The following is a 15,244-nucleotide window of genomic DNA, read 5'->3' as shown; positions in this document are numbered from 1 at the left end:
GGCCACGTTTTTTGTTCCCCTATTGCCCTACTGCCTTATTGCCCTACTGCCCTAATCCGGCCGCTTCTTCTCGAACTCCGCCTTCTTCGCGTCCGAAGCCTCGATCTGGTACTTCGCCTGCCACTCGGCATAAGGCATGCCGTAAATGATCTCGCGGGATTCGTCTTTGCCGAGATCGACGCCGGCGGCGTTGGCCGCGTCGCGATACCAGTTCGACAGGCAGTTGCGGCAGAAGCCGGCGAGATTCATGAGGTCGATGTTCTGCACGTCCGTGCGCTTGCGCAGGTGCTCGACGAGCGTCCGGAAGGCTTGAGCCTCGAAATCGCGCCGTTGCTCTTTGGTCAGGTTGCGCATGGCATCCTCCATCACATCGGCCCTGTACGCGAGCCGTATCGCTTCACCTTGTGAATATCGGGGCGCCGGTTGATTGCGTCAATGATCGGCGCGAGGCGGTCGGCCCAGGCGCCCGCGCCGGCTTCGTCGGCGATCAGGTCCTGCCGTATCTCGATCAGCGCATGCGCAAAGCCGTTGACGATCGCGTGGCGATACATCGTGTCGCCGCGCAACGCGCCGTCATAGGGCTCATTGTCGCCGACGGTCAGGGTGGCATCCATCCTCAACATGTCGATCAGCTGGTGCGGAGCGCGGTCGTCCAGATCCCAGAGCACACCGACATGCCATGGCCGCACGTGGCCCTGCATCACCGGCGTGAAGGAGTGGACCGAGAAGATCAAAGGCGCGTGCCCGGAAGCCAACGCAACGGAAGCGATCATCGCCGCGACGGCGTCGTGGTAGGGTCGATAGAAACGTTCTATCCGTCGTTCCCGCTCCTCGACCGCGAGTGGGTAGTTTCCCGCCACGACAGTGCCATCATAGAGCTGACGGATCAGCGTCGGATCGTCCTCGCCGCGATTGGGATCAATCAGGAGCCGCGAGAAATTGGCCATGACCGCAGGCGCGCCGGTCAAGGCGGCGAGCCGGCGCGTCACGTTCTCGACACCGATGTCATAGGCGATGTGGCGTTCAAATTCCTCGGAGGGGAGGCCGAGATCGCCATACTCCTCCGGCAGCTCGCGCTTGGCGTGGTCGGCAACCAGCACGAGCCCTCGGTCGCGGGCGCCGTCGACGATCTCGAATGGTGGAAAGACGGCCGTTCGGGTCATGCGGGATAGATTCGCGGGGCTGATACGATTCAGGTCTCGTCATTCCACGAACGCACCGGTGGCGCAATGCCGCGCTTTGGCCAATCTTTTGGCGGATGCGCGTGAGAAGAGCAGATCGATGCGCCGTGTTCCTCTAAATCGATTGGGGCCAGTCGCGGGTGCGCGTTGACATGCGTTCGGACTTTTCCGAAAAGGGTGCTTCGACCGATGCTGATTTCACGTTCCAAGTGCATGAGGATGGACCTCGCCGGACGGCGCGCTTCACGCCGTTTCGCGGCGGCGCTTATGCTCATGCTCGCTGCACCCTTGCTTTCCGCCGTTTCCGCAAGTCCTGCCCATGCCGATTTCCGCGTATGCAATGCGACACAGACCTTGGTCGGCGTGGCGATCGGCTATCGCGCCAAGACAGGCTGGGTGACCGAGGGCTGGTGGCACATCGACGGCTCGACCTGCAAGACGCTGATCGAGGGACCGCTGTCATCACGCTATTACTATCTTTATGCAGAAGACGCCGAGCGGGGCGGGCGCTGGGATGGTCCGATCAACATGTGCGTGGCGGAAAAAGAGTTCAAGATTGCCGGCGTCAATGACTGCTTCGCGCGCGGCTTCCAGAAAGCCGGTTTCCAGGAATACGACACGGGTGAACAGGCGAGCTGGATGGTCCAACTGACCGACGAACCCGCGACAGACGGCTCGGCAGCCGTCACAGGCACAGGTACGCAATGAGACGCAGCCGCAAGGTCAAGATCCTCGCCACACTCGGACCGGCCTCATCCGACAAGGCAACGATAAGGAAGCTGTTCCAGGCCGGCGCCGACGTCTTCCGCATCAATATGAGCCATACCGACCATCCCTCGATGGAGGCGCTGGTCGGCCGCATTCGGGAGGTCGAGGAAGAGCTCGGGCGGCCGATTGGCATCCTCGCCGATCTGCAAGGGCCGAAGCTGCGTGTCGGCAAGTTCGCGGAAGGCGCTGTGCCTCTTCAGCTCGGCCAGGTATTCACGCTCGACGACGATCCCGCTCCCGGCGACTCGACGCGCGTTCACCTGCCTCATCCGGAGATCCTCGCTTCGGTCGAAGCCGGCGACCGGCTCCTGATCGACGACGGCAAGCTGCAGCTCAAGGCGGTCTCCAGCGATGGCAAGGCGATCACCTGCAAGGTCGTTGCCGGCAACAAAATTTCCGACAAGAAGGGCGTCAGCCTGCCGGACACCGAGCTGCCGGTCGGCGCTCTCACCGAAAAGGACCGCAAGGATCTCGATGCGGTGCTCGCCGCGGGTGTCGACTGGGTGGCGCTCTCCTTCATCCAGCGGCCGGAAGATCTTGCCGAAGCGCGGAAGGTAGCGCGGGGCCGGGCACTGATCCTTTCCAAGATCGAGAAGCCGCAGGCCGTCGCCCGCCTTGCCGAAATCATCGAGCTGTCGGACGCGCTGATGGTGGCGCGCGGGGACCTCGGCGTCGAGATGCCGCTCGAGGCCGTGCCCGGGATTCAGAAGCAGATCACCCGTGCAGCGCGGCGCGCCGGCAAGCCCGTCGTCGTGGCCACGCAGATGCTGGAATCGATGATCTCCGCACCGGTTCCGACCCGCGCAGAGGTTTCGGACGTGGCGACCGCGGTGTTCGAAGGCGCCGACGCCATCATGCTGTCGGCCGAGTCGGCCGCCGGGCAATATCCCGTCGAGGCAGTCGCCACGATGAACCGGATTGCCGAGCGGATCGAACGCGATCCGACCTATGCCGGCATCATCAACGCGCAGCGCTCGGAGCCTGAAGCGACCGGCGCCGACGCGATCTCGCTGGCGGCCCGTGAAATCGCCGAGACGCTGAAGCTGTCGGCCATCGTCACCTATACTGCCTCGGGCACCACCGGACTGCGCGCCGCGCGCGAGCGTCCGCAGGTTCCCATTGTCGCTCTCTCACCGATCGTCGCGACCGCACGCCGCCTGTCGCTGCTCTGGGGGACGCACTGCGTGGTTACCCCGGACGCGACTGACCTCGACGACATGGTCGATCGCGCCTGCCGCATCGCCTTTCAGGAAGGTTTCGCCAAACCAGGTGACCGCGTCATCATCACGGCCGGCGTGCCGCTGCGAACACCCGGCTCGACCAACATGCTGCGCATCGCCTATGTCGGCCTGGAGGGCGGCGGTAATAGCTGAGTTGGTGGCGCCGTGGTCGATTTGGACTGAAACGGACGCGGGCGCGCTATAGCGACAACACGCCGTTTCATCCCCATCCTGTGAGATGGGGAGAGGGCGGGATCAGCATGGCGGTTGAGACCGCCGATGGTAGCTTTAAAACCGTCGGCGCTGCCCCTCATCGCCCTGCCGGGCACTTCTCCCCGTAAACGGGGAGAAGGACGCCGGCCGTTTTTGAAGGCGCTTCCTCTCTGCAACGCTGGCGATTGGCGAAATCAAAGCGGCAGTTCTGCCTCTCCCCGTTTACGGGGAGAGGATGGCGGCAGCCAGGTGAGGGGCAGCGCCAACGGTCAATCTTGAGGCCGTTGGCAATTGCCTCACTGGTGCAAAATGGGCCTTCGCGATGAAGGGCGCATTAAGCGAATTACAGCGCTAACCCTTCCGCAGCTTCTCCGTCTCGGCTATGAGCCGCTCTTCCTGCTCGCGCAGCTCCGGCGTGAAGGCTTCGCCGAAATCCTCAGCCTCGAAGATCTGGCGGATCTCGATCTCGGATTCGCTCTCCATCGGGTTCGGGCAGCGCTTCACCCATTCGATCGCCTCGTCGAGCGAGCGTACCTGCCAGATCCAGAACCCGGCGATCAGCTCCTTGGTTTCGGCGAATGGCCCGTCGATCACCGTGCGCTTCGCGCCGGTGAAGCGCACCCGTGCGCCCTTCGAGCTGGGGTGCAAGCCGTCGCCGGCGAGCATGATGCCGGCCTTGACGAGCTCCTCATTGTACTTGCCCATCGCGGTGAGCAGCTCCGTGCTCGGCATCTTCCCGGCCTCGCTTTCCTTCGTGGCCTTCACGATCACCATGAAACGCATATCGATTTTCTCCGTTCGGTTTCCTTCATGAGCCGGGCACTCCGGGCTTTCTGATCCCGAGGTGATCCCTCGCTCTACCCACACGTCGGGCGACGGTCACGGGATTCGACAGCTGGGTACAGATTTTTTTCGTCAGGGCCTGAGGTTCAGATGAAGCGAGTAGCGAATAGGGAATAGCGAATGGTTCCCTACAATCAGCGGGTTGCCGAACTGTTCAGTATTCGTGCATTCGCTATTCGCTACTCCCTATTCGCTACTCGCTCCTTACGCCACATCCAGCACGATCTTGCCGATGTGCTCGCCTTCTTCCATGCGCTCATGCGCGCGCCATGCTTCGGTAAGCGGAAAGATCATGTCCATGACCGGCTGAATGCGTCGAGCGGCGAGCAGCGGCCACACTTGGGCTTCGAGGGCGGCGGCGATGCCGGCTTTGAACTCGACCGTGCGGGGCCTCAGCGTGGAACCGGTATGGACGAGGCGCTTCACCATCAGCTTGGAGAAGTCGGCGCTGCCGACCGCGCCGCGCTGGACGGCGATCTGGACGATGCGGCCTTCAACCGCGGCCGCCTCGTAGTTCCTGCTGACATAGTCACCGCCCACCATGTCGAGGATGACGTCGGCACCGCGGCCGCCCGTCGCCTCTTTCGTGGCCGCGACAAAGTCCTCTTCCCTGTAGTTGACCGCGCGAGCGGCGCCGAGCTTCAGACAGGCCTGGCATTTCTCAGGCGAGCCGGCGGTGGTCACCACTTGGGCGCCGAGGGCGGAGGCGAGCTGGATTGCGGTCGTGCCGATGCCGGAGGACCCACCATGCACGAGCAGCGTCTCGCCTTTCTTCAACGCGCCTCGTTCGAACACGTTGTGCCAGACGGTAAAGAACGTCTCGGGCAGGGCGGCCGCCTCGCTGAAGGTGAAGCCGGCCGGGACGGGCAGCGCGTTGGTTTCGTGCACGCGAACATACTCTGCATAACCGCCGCCGGGGGTGAGCGCGCAAACCGCGTCGCCGAGACGCCAGCGCCTGGCTCCTTCGCCGATCGCGGCAATTTCGCCGGCCACTTCCAGGCCGGGCAGGTCCGACGCTCCGGGTGGCGGCGGGTAGGCGCCCTTGCGCTGCTGTACGTCAGGCCGGTTGACGCCGGCAGCACGCACCCTGATCAGAATCTCACCCTCGCGCAATATCGGCAGGTCACGCTTCTCGGGCTTCAGCACCCGCGGCCCGCCCGGCTCGGAGATTGCGATCGCCGTCATCTTGAACGGCAGCTTTCCGGAATTCGCCATGTTTGCCTCTCCTTCGACCCGCCGCATTTGCACCACCCGCCCTCCTATGTATTCTGTCATGGAGTGACCATGCAAACGGAGGAGTCTATGGCGATCTTCGACGACGAGCCCGTCAAGCGTGTTAGGGTCCATGTGATTGGCGAGGATCTGTCGCGACTGTCGGCAGGCGAACTCACGGAGCGCATCGGGCAGCTCCAGGCCGAGATCGCCCGGCTCGAAGCCGAGCTTTCCGCGAAGGGCTCGACCAAAGCGGCCGCCGAGGCGCTTTTCAAGCGCAGTTAGTCGCACGCCGGCACATGCTCGCCGCCGAATCGCCCGATTAATCCTGTCTTGAACGGCATCCGATTCGCTCTCCACGAACCTGCCGCGGGTAAAGCATGCTTGCAGCCTATCGCCCGATATTTTCCCTTCTTCGGGGTACCGCCTTCCTGCTCGCCGCGTCCGGCCTGCATGGGCTGCTCCTGCCATTGAGGGGGCAGGCCGAAGGCTTTTCGACGACCTCGCTCGGCCTCCTCGGAACGGCCTGGGCAGGAGGGTTCGTGGCAGGCTGCTTCTTCGCGCCGCGGCTGGTGCGCAACGTTGGCCACGTCCGTGCCTTCGGGGCCTTTGCCGCGTCCGGCGCCATTATCGCGCTGCTCACCGGGCTCATCATCAACGAATATGTCTGGATCGCCTTGCGCGCCTTCACCGGCTTCAGCATGGCGGGCTGCTTCATGGTGATCGAGAGCTGGCTCAATGAGAAGGCCACCAACAAGAACCGCGGCACCGTGTTCGGCCTCTACATGATGGTCACCTACGCCTCGATCATGGCGGGCCAGATGATTGTCGCGGCCGGCGACGTCACGCAGGCGTCGCTGTTCATGGTCGCCGGCATATTCTTCTGCTGCTCGCTGATCCCGACGGCCGTCTCCTCGCAGGCGACGCCGAGGCCGCTGGAGAACGTCTCGCTCGACCTCAAAAGCCTCTATGCGAATTCCCCGGTCTCCTTCGTCGGCTGCTTTCTGATCGGGATCGCGAACGGCGCCTGGGGGACGTTGGGAGCGGTCTATGGCGCGCGCATCGGCATCTCGACTGTCGAGATCGCGCTGATGATGAGCATCGTCGTCGTCTCGGGCGCGGTCATGCAGCTGCCGGCCGGCCGCGTCTCCGACCTGACCGACCGGCGCTATGTGCTGTCGGCCGCGGCTGTCGGCGCTTCCGTGTTCGCCCTGCTCGTCTTCCTGGTGCAGCCGCGTTCAGGCCCGCTCGTCATCGTCATGACAGGGGGCTACGGCGCGCTTGCCTACACGCTCTATTCGATTGCCGTTGCCCATGCCAACGACCATGCGAGGCAGGAGGAGTTCGTGAAGGTCTCTGGCGGACTTCTGCTGCTCTACGGGTTCGGCACGATGGTCGGTCCCGTTCTCGGCGCGCTGCTGATGGGAGAGTTGCGGCCCGAAAGCCTGTTCCTGGCGACGGCGCTCGCGCATCTTTCCCTGGCCGCCTATACGCTGCTGCGCATCAATCGCCGGGCGCCGGTGCCGCAAGCGGCGAAGGATGCGTTCAAGACATTGCCGTCCGATCGGGTGATCACGCCCGAAGCCGCCCGGCTCGACCCGCGCACAGGGCCGACGGATTAGTCCGCGGTCGGACTCGCCTACTGGAGTACCTCTCATCCGTCTCGGCGCTTCGCGCCGATCCACCCACAGGGGGCGAAGGGGGAGCCTGGTATTCAGCTCGCCGCAAGTCTCAAAACCTTGGAGATTGGCAGCGACGCATCTGCAGCGCTTCCCCTTCTCCCCTTGTGGGAGAAGGTGGCTCGGCGCTTTAGCGCCGAGACGGATGAGGGGTACTCCAGTAGGCGAGCCGGATCGCGGACTAGAGGGCAGGGGTGAAGGCGGAGAGGGCTCCAGCCAAACAAAGGTCGCTCACTTCGTCCACGCAACAAAGAGTTGAGATTCCGGAAGTATTGCCGCAAAGATAGCGCATGATCTCCTCGGACGCATTCCTGGCGATCGCCGATCCTCACCGGCGCTATCTTCTGGAAGAACTTCGGCGCGGCCCGAAGACGGTCAATGAGCTCGCTTCCGGCCTGCCCGTGTCGAGGCCCGCGGTATCGCAGCATCTCAAGGTGCTGCTCGACGCCGGCCTGGTCAGCGCCCGTTCGGAAGGGACGAGACGCATCTATGCCGTTAGCGCCTCCGGCTTCATGAAGCTCAACATCTGGCTTGATCAGTTCTGGGAGGTCTGAGCCACCAGGCCTCTCATCCGCGGCTGTTCGGCGTCGCCGCTGCAATTTTCGAAAGGCCTAATATTCTTTTGGAAGCATCACCACCCCCTGGCCCGGCGACACGACGTGCCGCCGGTGGATCGGTATTTGCGGGTCTTGGTCGGATCTAGTGTTTCGTCTGATCGATCCTCAGTTTTTCGATTTCGTCCTTGATTGCCAGCTTGCGCCGCTTCAGCTCGAGGATCTCGAGGTCATCGACCGAGGGATGAAGCATGGCTTCGCTGATCTCTCGCTCAATATCCCCGTGTCTGCGCTTCAGCTCCTCAAGGTGGGATTCAAGAGACATTATTGACTCTCCCTTTCACGGTTTTCCTCGTTGCACCAACCACGGTTTTCCACCGCATACGACGCACCGTGACGGTACGATGACAGTTTGCCACCTTATTGGCCGGAAGTCGAATGCCGGGTAGTAGCATTTCCCGTGATCGCGAAATGTGCTATGGCGGCACGCCGGTAGCGATCTGCCTCCGGACCCGCCCCTTATGGCGCCTGGAGGTGCCTGGAGATTCTTCAGACGGAAGACATGTCGGAACAGGAACAGGCCGAGATTCGCCTTGAGTTTGCGCGCCTAAAGCAGGAGCATATGGATCTCGACGCCGCGATCAACGCCATGATCGCCACGGGCTGCGACGCGCTGCAGATCCAGCGGATGAAGAAGAAGAAGCTCGCCATGAAGGATCGGCTGAAGGCGCTCGAGGACAAGCTTATCCCCGACATCATCGCCTGAGGCCAGCGTGCCGATTCGGGCGTCCTTGCGGCTTCATCCGAATTCCGCTAAGCGCCGCTTTTCCGAACGCAGGGTGAGTTCGTGACGGAAGAGCGCGCCGATATCGCCATCATCATGGGCAGCCAGTCCGACTGGGCGACCATGCGGCATGCCGCGGAAACGCTGGAAGCGCTTGGCCTGCGATATGAAAGCCGCATCATCTCGGCCCATCGGACACCGGACCGGCTCTACCAGTTCGCCAAAGGCGCGCGCGACGCAGGATTCAAAGTCATCATCGCCGGGGCAGGGGGGGCCGCACATCTGCCGGGCATGACGGCCGCGCTGACGCCGCTGCCGGTGTTCGGCGTCCCGGTGGAATCGAAGGCGTTGTCCGGCCAGGACTCACTGCTCTCCATCGTGCAGATGCCGGCCGGCATTCCTGTCGGCACGCTCGCGATCGGCAAGTCCGGCGCCATCAATGCGGCGCTGCTTGCCGCGGCGGTGCTTGCGCTTTCCGATGCCGACCTAGCCGGACGGCTCGATGACTGGCGTGCCAGGCAGACCGGAGCGGTGGCCGAGACTCCGTCGGACGGCGAATGACCGACAAGAAGAAGCCCATCCCGGCCGGCGAGACGATCGGCATCATCGGCGGCGGGCAGCTCGGCCGCATGCTGGCCATGGCGGCGGCACGGCTCGGTTACCGCACGATCGTCCTCGAGCCTGAGCCCGACTGCCCGGCTGCGCAGGTCGCAAACCGCCAGATCATTGCGGCCTATGACGAGCCTGCTGCGCTCGACGAGCTTGCGGGAAGCACGGCGGCCATCACATATGAATTCGAGAACGTGCCCGTCAAAGCCGCAGCCGAGCTGACGCAGACAGTCCCGGTCTATCCGCCGCCGCGTGCGCTGGAGGTCTCGCAGGACCGGCTCGTCGAAAAGTCTTTCCTCAACAAAGCTGGAATATCCACAGCCTCCTACTTTCCTGTGGATGGCGACGCGGAGCTCGCCGCTGCGCTTTCGGCTTTCGGCGGGAGCGGCGTCCTGAAGACGCGGCGGCTCGGTTATGACGGCAAGGGCCAGCGCGTATTCCGCAACGCCAGCGCGAGCGATGTAGCGGGGGTGCACGCGCAAATGGGCGGTGTGCCGCTCATCCTCGAATCGCTCGTGCCGTTCGTGCGTGAGATCTCAGTGATCGGCGTTCGCGGACAGGACGGCAGGCTCGCCGCCTACGACCCGGCAGAGAACGTTCACCACGGCGGCATTCTGCGCAGTTCGACCGTGCCGGCCGCCATTTCGCCGGAAACCGCGTCGAAGGCGCGTGAAACGGCATTCGCGATCATGGAGGCGCTCGACTATGTCGGCGTGATCGGCGTGGAGCTCTTCGTGCTCGAGGATGGCTCGCTGGTCGCCAACGAGATCGCGCCGCGCGTCCACAATTCGGGCCATTGGACTGAAGCCGCTTCAAGCATCTCGCAGTTCGAGCAGCACATCCGCGCCGTTGCCGGCCTGCCGCTCGGCGACACGACGCGGCATTCAGACTGCATTATGGAGAACCTGATCGGCGACGAAGCCTCGCGCGCCCCTGAACTGCTCGCCGAACCGGACATCGTGCTGCACCTCTACGGCAAGGCGCACGTACGGCCCGGGAGGAAGATGGGGCATTTCACGCGGCTGAAGCAGCCTTGACGGGGCCTACTCGGTCGCGGGCACCGGGCAGAGCGTGTCCCCCTCGTCGCATTTGAGGTAGACCTTCAGCTCCTCCGTGCGCGTCTTGGTCAATCCCGTCCGGCAGATCAGAACAAGCATCGGATGGATGCTGCCCTGGATCGAGTTGCCCGACTGGAAGTCGCATTCGGCGTCGCGAAAGGCGATCCAGGCCTTTTGTGATGAGGTCAGCCGCGTCTTGCCCTCAGGATCCTGCGACAGCCGTTTGACGATCGTCCTGTAGACGTCGTTGAGCGCCTTGTCCGCCGCCTTGAAGTCCTGGTCCCCGCAGATGTTGAGATCGCTTTGCGTGGACTGGTCGTTGCAGTCTGCGGCAATAGCTGAGGACATGCCCGAAAACAGGGACAGGCACACGACGGAAGCCATCAATCGCATCGATTTCTCCGAATCTCGAATAGCGGAGTCCGATTGATATCCGACATGGCGCGGTTGACATAATCCCGTTTCATCGTCTATGAGCCACGCCGGTTTGGGCGCGCTCTTGGGCGCGCCTTTCATATTCGGCCCGGCTGGGGCCAACCCGACGGGCAAGAACAATGAAGATCAAGAATTCGCTCAAGGCTCTCAAAGGCCGCCACCGCGACAACCGCATGGTTCGCCGCAAGGGCCGTATCTACATCATCAACAAGACGGCTCCGCGTTACAAGGCTCGTCAGGGCTGAGACGCGCTGCGTCTACCCGGACGCGGCCATCACGCGAAATTCAGTTTGACGATCGCGTCTGCGCGACTAGCTATTCGCAGATGCGTAGCTTTGTGGCGATTCCGCTCCTGATTCTGCTGGCCGGGCTGACCCAGCCAGCCTTCGCGGGCGAGCAAACCGAGCCTGCGCAGAAAGCGGCACCGTCCGACAGCAAGCAAGCCCGCATCGATAATCTGTTCACCAAGCTCAAGCGCGAGCGCAACGAGAAGGCGGCCGAGCGGATTGCAGGGCAGATTTGGGAGCAATGGTCTCAGTCCGGCAGCGCTTCGATCGATCTCATCATGCAGTGGGCGCAGAAGGCGACGGAAGAGAAGAAATACGACGTAGCGCTCGATTTCCTTGACCAGGTGACGACGCTCGACCCGGGATATGCCGAAGGCTGGAACCGCCGGGCGACCGTACATTTCCTGATGTCGAACTATGCGAAGTCGATGTCCGACATCGACCATACGCTGGCCCTTGAGCCGCGGCATTTCGGCGCTCTGTCCGGCATGGCGCAAATCCTGAAAAATACAGGCCGCAAGGAAGCCGCTCTGCGGGTCTACCAGCGCGTCCTCGAAATCTATCCGATGATGCGCAACGTGCAGAACGAGGTCGCCACGATCTCGGAGGAGCTTGCCGGCGAAGCCATCTGAAGCTCGTTCGGCAGATCCTTCACGGTCGCGACCAGACTTGTGCTTGCCCTGCTTGCGGCCAGCCAATGCGGCGAACGGCTTCCTCGCTTTCATTTGCCGCTGAATAGCCAGAGAAGAAGGCTCAGCACCACGCTGACGATGATCGACGTCGCGAGCGGAAAGTAGAAGGTGAAGCCCGGCCGGTCGACCACGATGTCGCCCGGCAGGCGGCCGAGGCCCAGCCGCTGGATGAACGGCCACAGCACACCCACCACGACAAGCACGACGCCGATTATGATCAGGAACCGTTGCATGGCTCCATGGGCCTATTCGGTAACGAAGATGGGAGGCGCTGGACTTGAGGCAAGGGCAGTTGCAATTGGATCAGATGCCTGATCCGTCCAGTTGCTCCGCGTCGTCGCCTTCCCAGGGGCTCGGCCTGCCGGCCGCATTGGCCCTCGGAAGCGGCATCCAGCATTTCAGCTCGGGTTCGGCATATTCGATGATCTGTCCCGGATGGGATTCGGCGGCGCGCCAGCCTTCCATGCCGAACTGGTCGTGCCTCGCCCAATAGGCGACATCGACTTCCGCCGGCCCCTGTTCGGACGGCCGGACGGTCACCAGAATCCTGCTGCCGTCCCTCGGGGCACTGGCCATGTTGCGCCACTCTTGAGGCTCGTCCATCGCATCTCTCCTGCAGCCATCCGCTGATGGCAATACCATGCCCGGCCTGACGATGAAGTCCAGAGGGCCGATGGCACCTTCGGGCAAGCTCGATGAAACTGCCGGCGACGGGCATTGTCGTCGGCTCGCGATGCGTCGATAAGTGTCTCAAGGGCTGGAAGGCTCTTGCGGTTTTTCTGGAGGGATGGGGTTCGCGGCTCGATGGCAGAGGACACAATCATCGGCATCGATGTCGGCACGACGACCGTCAAGGCGTTGCTCGCCACGACCGACGGCAGACAGCTCGACCGTTTCTCGGGCAGCTACCCGACCGCGCGGGCAGGCAATGGCGTCGTCGAGCAGGATCCCGAAGCCTGGCTCTACCGTGTGCTCGGCGCGCTTGCCTATTTCGAGCGGAATTTCGACTTGGGCGGGCTGAAAGGCATCGGCATCTGCTCGCAGGTGAACACTCATGTTTTCGTCGACGGCAGCGGTCGCGCGCTCGCACCGGCGATCGTCTGGCAGGACGGTCGCTGCGCCTCTGTCGCGGCGGAACTCGATGCGCAAGTCGACAACGCCAGGCGAATCGAATGGTGGGGCGCTCCGCTGCCGATCGATGCCAGCCACGGACTTAGTCGCATGGCCTGGATGCGCCGCCATCATCCCGACCTCTGGGAGATGACGCGATGGGTCATGGCGCCGAAGGATTACTGCATCCTGCGCCTGACGGGCGAAGCAGTGGCCGACCCGATCGCGTCGGTCGGGCTTGTCGGCCATGAACTCGGCTATCTCAGCCCGCTGCTCGATCTGGTGCCGGGCGCTGCATCCCGTCTGGCGCCTCTGCATGGGTTCACGCATGTTGCGGGCGGGATCGTCGGCGGCCTGCCTTGCGCGGGAACGCCGGTGATGGTCGGCGCCATGGACGCCTGGGGCGGCATGTTCGGTGTCGGCGTGCATCGGCCGGACGCTGCCATGTATCTCAGCGGAACGAGCGAGATCATGGGCATTGTCTCGCCGAGCCGCGTTCCGACTCCCGGGGTGATCGCTTTTCCGACCTATGACGGCATCACCTTGCATGCTGCACCGACGCAGTCCGGCGGTGCCTCGATTGCCTGGCTGGGCGGTCTTTTCGGCAAGAACCCGGAGGAACTGTCCGCGCTCGCGGCGACACTTGAACCGAACGAGCGCGTGCCCCTCTTCCTGCCGCATCTGCAGGGCGAGCGGGCGCCGATCTGGGATGCGCATGCCCGCGGCCTCTTCGTCGGCCTCGATGCCGGGATGGGACCTGCCCATGTCGCGCGTGCCGTGATGGAAGGTGTCGGCTATTCCGCACGCTGGCTTCTGGAAAGCCTGGAACGGTCGGCCGATTGCCGGGTCGAGCCGATCCATTGCGGGGGCGGTGGCTTCCAGTCGGAGGTCTGGAACCAGATCCGCGCCGACATACTCGGCCGCACGCTCCGCCGTGTGGCGACCAGCGACGTCGCCGCACTCGGCGCTGCCGCAATCGCGGCGGTCGGCAGCGGCGTCTTTCCGACGCTCGGCGAGGCAATCGCCACCATCATCGATTTCGACCGGGAATATCATCCCAATCCGAATAGCGCAGCGCGGCATGAGTTTGGCTTCGACCTCTACAAGGAGACTTACGAGGCGACGAGGGAACTCAGCCGAAAGCTTGTCGAGTTCCATGGGGGGTGAGTCTGAAGCCCGGAAAGTTTACTTTTCAACACTTGGCACATCCTCAAGGGAATTCGCCCTCTGCCAAAAAGGTAAACTTTCCTAATTATATGCTTGACAAGTAGAGCTGATTCCCTAGCAATTTTCGGGCTATGGGGGATCGCCATGAATCTGAGGGGGATCATCGCGGCGGAAAAGACTTCCGTCGAGACGGGAGGGGATTGGAAGCGCGGTGAGATACCGCGCCCCAAATGGCCGTCACGTCGCGCCAAGGCCAAGGCGTACAAGTACGGGCCGCTTTACCAGTGGCGAATCATTTCGTTTCAAGCGGACGGCCACGACTGTCGCGTTAGGCTACTATTCAATGAAGCGAAGCGCATATTTCGCGCCACCCTTGGCGTCACCAAGGGTGGAGAGACAATCGTGCTCTGTGAGTACGAATATCACGCGAGCGAGCCGGGCTGGCATTGCCACGCCCATTGCGGGGACTTGGCCAATCTTAACCCTGCGTTCAACAGATTCGGCACCGTTCGCATACCGAAGGCGTCGTCACACCATCGTAGAACCGAATTCAGGCACCTAAAGCAGCCCCTTTCTGCCCAGACTGCCTTTAATTGCGCAATATCGATCTTCAATATCGATAAGGCCGAGGGGATGGTATGAAGACCGATCTCTGCCAAGCGTTTTGCAATGACATCACCGTAACGGAGGTGCCGGCCGGCCTCGCCGTTTCGACGGCGTTTAGGCGCGATGATGGCGACCGAGTGTCGTTTTATGTGATCAAGATTGAGGACGGTACTTTCAGGCTTGAGGATGACGGCGCTACCATCCAACAGCTGGAGGCGGCCGGCGTCGATTTCGAGACGGATACTCGGCGTCGCGGGCTAGAGAGCCTGCTATCCTCAATTGAGGCTCATTTCGATCAAAGCGATGGTACGATCAAAACGGTCTCGTTTCCTGAGACGGAGCTTCCGTCGAGGGCGCTAGAGTTCGTCGGTGTGATGATTCGCATGAATGATTTTCTCTTGCTCACACAAGAGAAGATCGCCTCCACCTTTAAGGAAGACGCGGCAGAGAGAATAAGGTCGGCAGTCGGTGATCGCGCCAGGATAAGGGAGAATGAACCCGTTAGCTCGCGTCTATCTGAGGTGACGCCTGATATGGTGCTGGAGGCTAGCGACCGCCCACCGGTCGCAATATTTTTCGGGAATAGTCCGGCCCGCGTGAACGATGCGATCTTCCTTCATTTTGCAGCGCTGCATGAGGTGAAGCAGGATTTGTCGGTGGTCGCTCTTCTTGAAGACGATCACGCGGTTTCGAATGATCTCCGCCGTAGGGCAAGCAACCGCCTAGCGACCGTGCCTGTGTTCAGAGACGACGAAGATGCAGCAATATCGCGTATAGCCCGCGAAGCCCTCGGCAAGGTGGCATGACAATGAAGTCAGACGAAAAG

The 15,244-nt window shown here is 62.6% G+C and carries 20 protein-coding genes; 12 read left to right on the top strand and 8 right to left on the bottom strand.

Annotated elements, in window-relative coordinates:
* Window positions 1-51: 51 nt before the first annotated feature.
* A complete protein-coding gene (locus SAZ10_RS08140; RefSeq protein WP_318608707.1) occupies window positions 52-354 on the bottom strand; it encodes a DUF1244 domain-containing protein in 303 nt (100 codons plus the stop codon).
* 11 nt (window positions 355-365) lie between these two features.
* Window positions 366-1,163, bottom strand: coding sequence for an N-formylglutamate amidohydrolase (locus tag SAZ10_RS08135; RefSeq protein WP_318608706.1), 798 nt, complete (start codon window positions 1,161-1,163; stop codon window positions 366-368).
* A gap of 237 nt (window positions 1,164-1,400) precedes the next feature.
* Here SAZ10_RS08135 and SAZ10_RS08130 point away from each other — a divergent pair, with 237 nt between their 5' ends.
* Both SAZ10_RS08130 and pyk read left to right on the top strand, forming a co-directional pair.
* Window positions 1,401-1,889, top strand: a complete 489-nt coding sequence (locus tag SAZ10_RS08130) for a DUF1036 domain-containing protein (RefSeq protein ID WP_318608705.1) — start codon at window positions 1,401-1,403, stop codon at window positions 1,887-1,889.
* Window positions 1,886-3,322, top strand: coding sequence for a pyruvate kinase (pyk, locus tag SAZ10_RS08125; RefSeq protein WP_318608704.1), 1,437 nt, complete (start codon window positions 1,886-1,888; stop codon window positions 3,320-3,322). The genes SAZ10_RS08130 and pyk overlap by 4 nt, the downstream gene beginning before the upstream one ends.
* Window positions 3,323-3,733: 411 nt before the next feature.
* On the opposite strand, the gene SAZ10_RS08120 is transcribed toward pyk, so the two are convergent.
* Window positions 3,734-4,165, bottom strand: a complete 432-nt coding sequence (locus SAZ10_RS08120) for a YciI family protein (RefSeq protein ID WP_318608703.1) — start codon at window positions 4,163-4,165, stop codon at window positions 3,734-3,736.
* Between the two features lie 264 nt (window positions 4,166-4,429).
* Entirely contained in the window at window positions 4,430-5,410 is a 981-nt protein-coding gene (locus SAZ10_RS08115) for an NAD(P)H-quinone oxidoreductase (protein ID WP_412535191.1), read from the bottom strand.
* A gap of 117 nt (window positions 5,411-5,527) precedes the next feature.
* Between SAZ10_RS08115 and SAZ10_RS08110 the strand changes: the two genes are divergently transcribed.
* The 3 genes from SAZ10_RS08110 to SAZ10_RS08100 all read left to right on the top strand — a co-directional run bounded on the left by SAZ10_RS08110 (window position 5,528) and on the right by SAZ10_RS08100 (window position 7,670).
* The gene (locus SAZ10_RS08110) at window positions 5,528-5,722 is read left to right on the top strand and encodes a DUF1192 domain-containing protein (protein ID WP_318608701.1); all 195 of its coding nucleotides are present in this window, start codon (window positions 5,528-5,530) and stop codon (window positions 5,720-5,722) included.
* A 95-nt stretch (window positions 5,723-5,817) separates the two neighbouring features.
* Window positions 5,818-7,059, top strand: coding sequence for an MFS transporter (locus tag SAZ10_RS08105; protein WP_318608700.1), 1,242 nt, complete (start codon window positions 5,818-5,820; stop codon window positions 7,057-7,059).
* Window positions 7,060-7,406: 347 nt separating this feature from the next.
* A complete protein-coding gene (locus SAZ10_RS08100; RefSeq protein ID WP_318608699.1) occupies window positions 7,407-7,670 on the top strand; it encodes a metalloregulator ArsR/SmtB family transcription factor in 264 nt (87 codons plus the stop codon).
* 145 nt (window positions 7,671-7,815) lie between these two features.
* On the opposite strand, the gene SAZ10_RS08095 is transcribed toward SAZ10_RS08100, so the two are convergent.
* Window positions 7,816-7,995, bottom strand: a complete 180-nt coding sequence (locus tag SAZ10_RS08095) for a YdcH family protein (protein ID WP_318608698.1) — start codon at window positions 7,993-7,995, stop codon at window positions 7,816-7,818.
* 237 nt (window positions 7,996-8,232) lie between these two features.
* Between SAZ10_RS08095 and SAZ10_RS08090 the strand changes: the two genes are divergently transcribed.
* The 3 genes from SAZ10_RS08090 to SAZ10_RS08080 all read left to right on the top strand — a co-directional run bounded on the left by SAZ10_RS08090 (window position 8,233) and on the right by SAZ10_RS08080 (window position 10,100).
* Window positions 8,233-8,436 (top strand): YdcH family protein, encoded by a 204-nt coding sequence (locus SAZ10_RS08090; RefSeq protein WP_318608697.1) that lies wholly within the window; start codon window positions 8,233-8,235, stop codon window positions 8,434-8,436.
* A 114-nt stretch (window positions 8,437-8,550) separates the two neighbouring features.
* Window positions 8,551-9,015 carry a 5-(carboxyamino)imidazole ribonucleotide mutase gene (gene purE, locus SAZ10_RS08085; RefSeq protein ID WP_318609114.1) on the top strand — a complete coding sequence of 155 codons (465 nt, stop codon included), beginning with the start codon at window positions 8,551-8,553 and terminating at the stop codon, window positions 9,013-9,015.
* Window positions 9,012-10,100 (top strand): 5-(carboxyamino)imidazole ribonucleotide synthase, encoded by a 1,089-nt coding sequence (locus SAZ10_RS08080; RefSeq protein ID WP_318608696.1) that lies wholly within the window; start codon window positions 9,012-9,014, stop codon window positions 10,098-10,100. The genes purE and SAZ10_RS08080 overlap by 4 nt, the downstream gene beginning before the upstream one ends.
* 6 nt (window positions 10,101-10,106) lie before the next feature.
* On the opposite strand, the gene SAZ10_RS08075 is transcribed toward SAZ10_RS08080, so the two are convergent.
* Entirely contained in the window at window positions 10,107-10,514 is a 408-nt protein-coding gene (locus SAZ10_RS08075) for a lysozyme inhibitor LprI family protein (RefSeq protein WP_318608695.1), read from the bottom strand.
* Window positions 10,515-10,675: 161 nt separating this feature from the next.
* Here SAZ10_RS08075 and ykgO point away from each other — a divergent pair, with 161 nt between their 5' ends.
* Together ykgO and SAZ10_RS08065 are read left to right on the top strand one after the other, a co-directional pair.
* On the top strand, window positions 10,676-10,801 hold the full coding sequence (gene ykgO / locus SAZ10_RS08070; protein WP_188824503.1) for a type B 50S ribosomal protein L36: 126 nt from the start codon (window positions 10,676-10,678) through the stop codon (window positions 10,799-10,801).
* An 80-nt stretch (window positions 10,802-10,881) separates the two neighbouring features.
* A complete protein-coding gene (locus tag SAZ10_RS08065; RefSeq protein ID WP_318608694.1) occupies window positions 10,882-11,475 on the top strand; it encodes a hypothetical protein in 594 nt (197 codons plus the stop codon).
* Window positions 11,476-11,564: 89 nt separating this feature from the next.
* Here the strand turns inward: SAZ10_RS08065 and SAZ10_RS08060 are convergent, their stop codons facing one another.
* Window positions 11,565-11,768, bottom strand: a complete 204-nt coding sequence (locus tag SAZ10_RS08060; protein WP_318608693.1) for a DUF2905 domain-containing protein — start codon at window positions 11,766-11,768, stop codon at window positions 11,565-11,567.
* Between the two features lie 70 nt (window positions 11,769-11,838).
* Window positions 11,839-12,138, bottom strand: a complete 300-nt coding sequence (locus SAZ10_RS08055) for a hypothetical protein (protein WP_318608692.1) — start codon at window positions 12,136-12,138, stop codon at window positions 11,839-11,841.
* 201 nt (window positions 12,139-12,339) lie between these two features.
* Here SAZ10_RS08055 and SAZ10_RS08050 point away from each other — a divergent pair, with 201 nt between their 5' ends.
* Entirely contained in the window at window positions 12,340-13,812 is a 1,473-nt protein-coding gene (locus tag SAZ10_RS08050; RefSeq protein WP_318608691.1) for a xylulokinase, read from the top strand.
* Window positions 13,813-14,450: 638 nt separating this feature from the next.
* Window positions 14,451-15,224, top strand: coding sequence for a DUF1828 domain-containing protein (locus SAZ10_RS08045; RefSeq protein ID WP_318608690.1), 774 nt, complete (start codon window positions 14,451-14,453; stop codon window positions 15,222-15,224).
* The last annotated feature ends 20 nt before the right edge of the window (window positions 15,225-15,244 follow it).

Origin of the sequence: Mesorhizobium sp. BAC0120 (assembly GCF_033542235.1) — a bacterium.
In the GTDB taxonomy this organism is placed as follows: domain Bacteria; phylum Pseudomonadota; class Alphaproteobacteria; order Rhizobiales; family Rhizobiaceae; genus JAWRCU01.
Note: the sequence above shows the minus strand (reverse complement) of the source record. Positions and strands in the feature narration are given on the sequence as shown.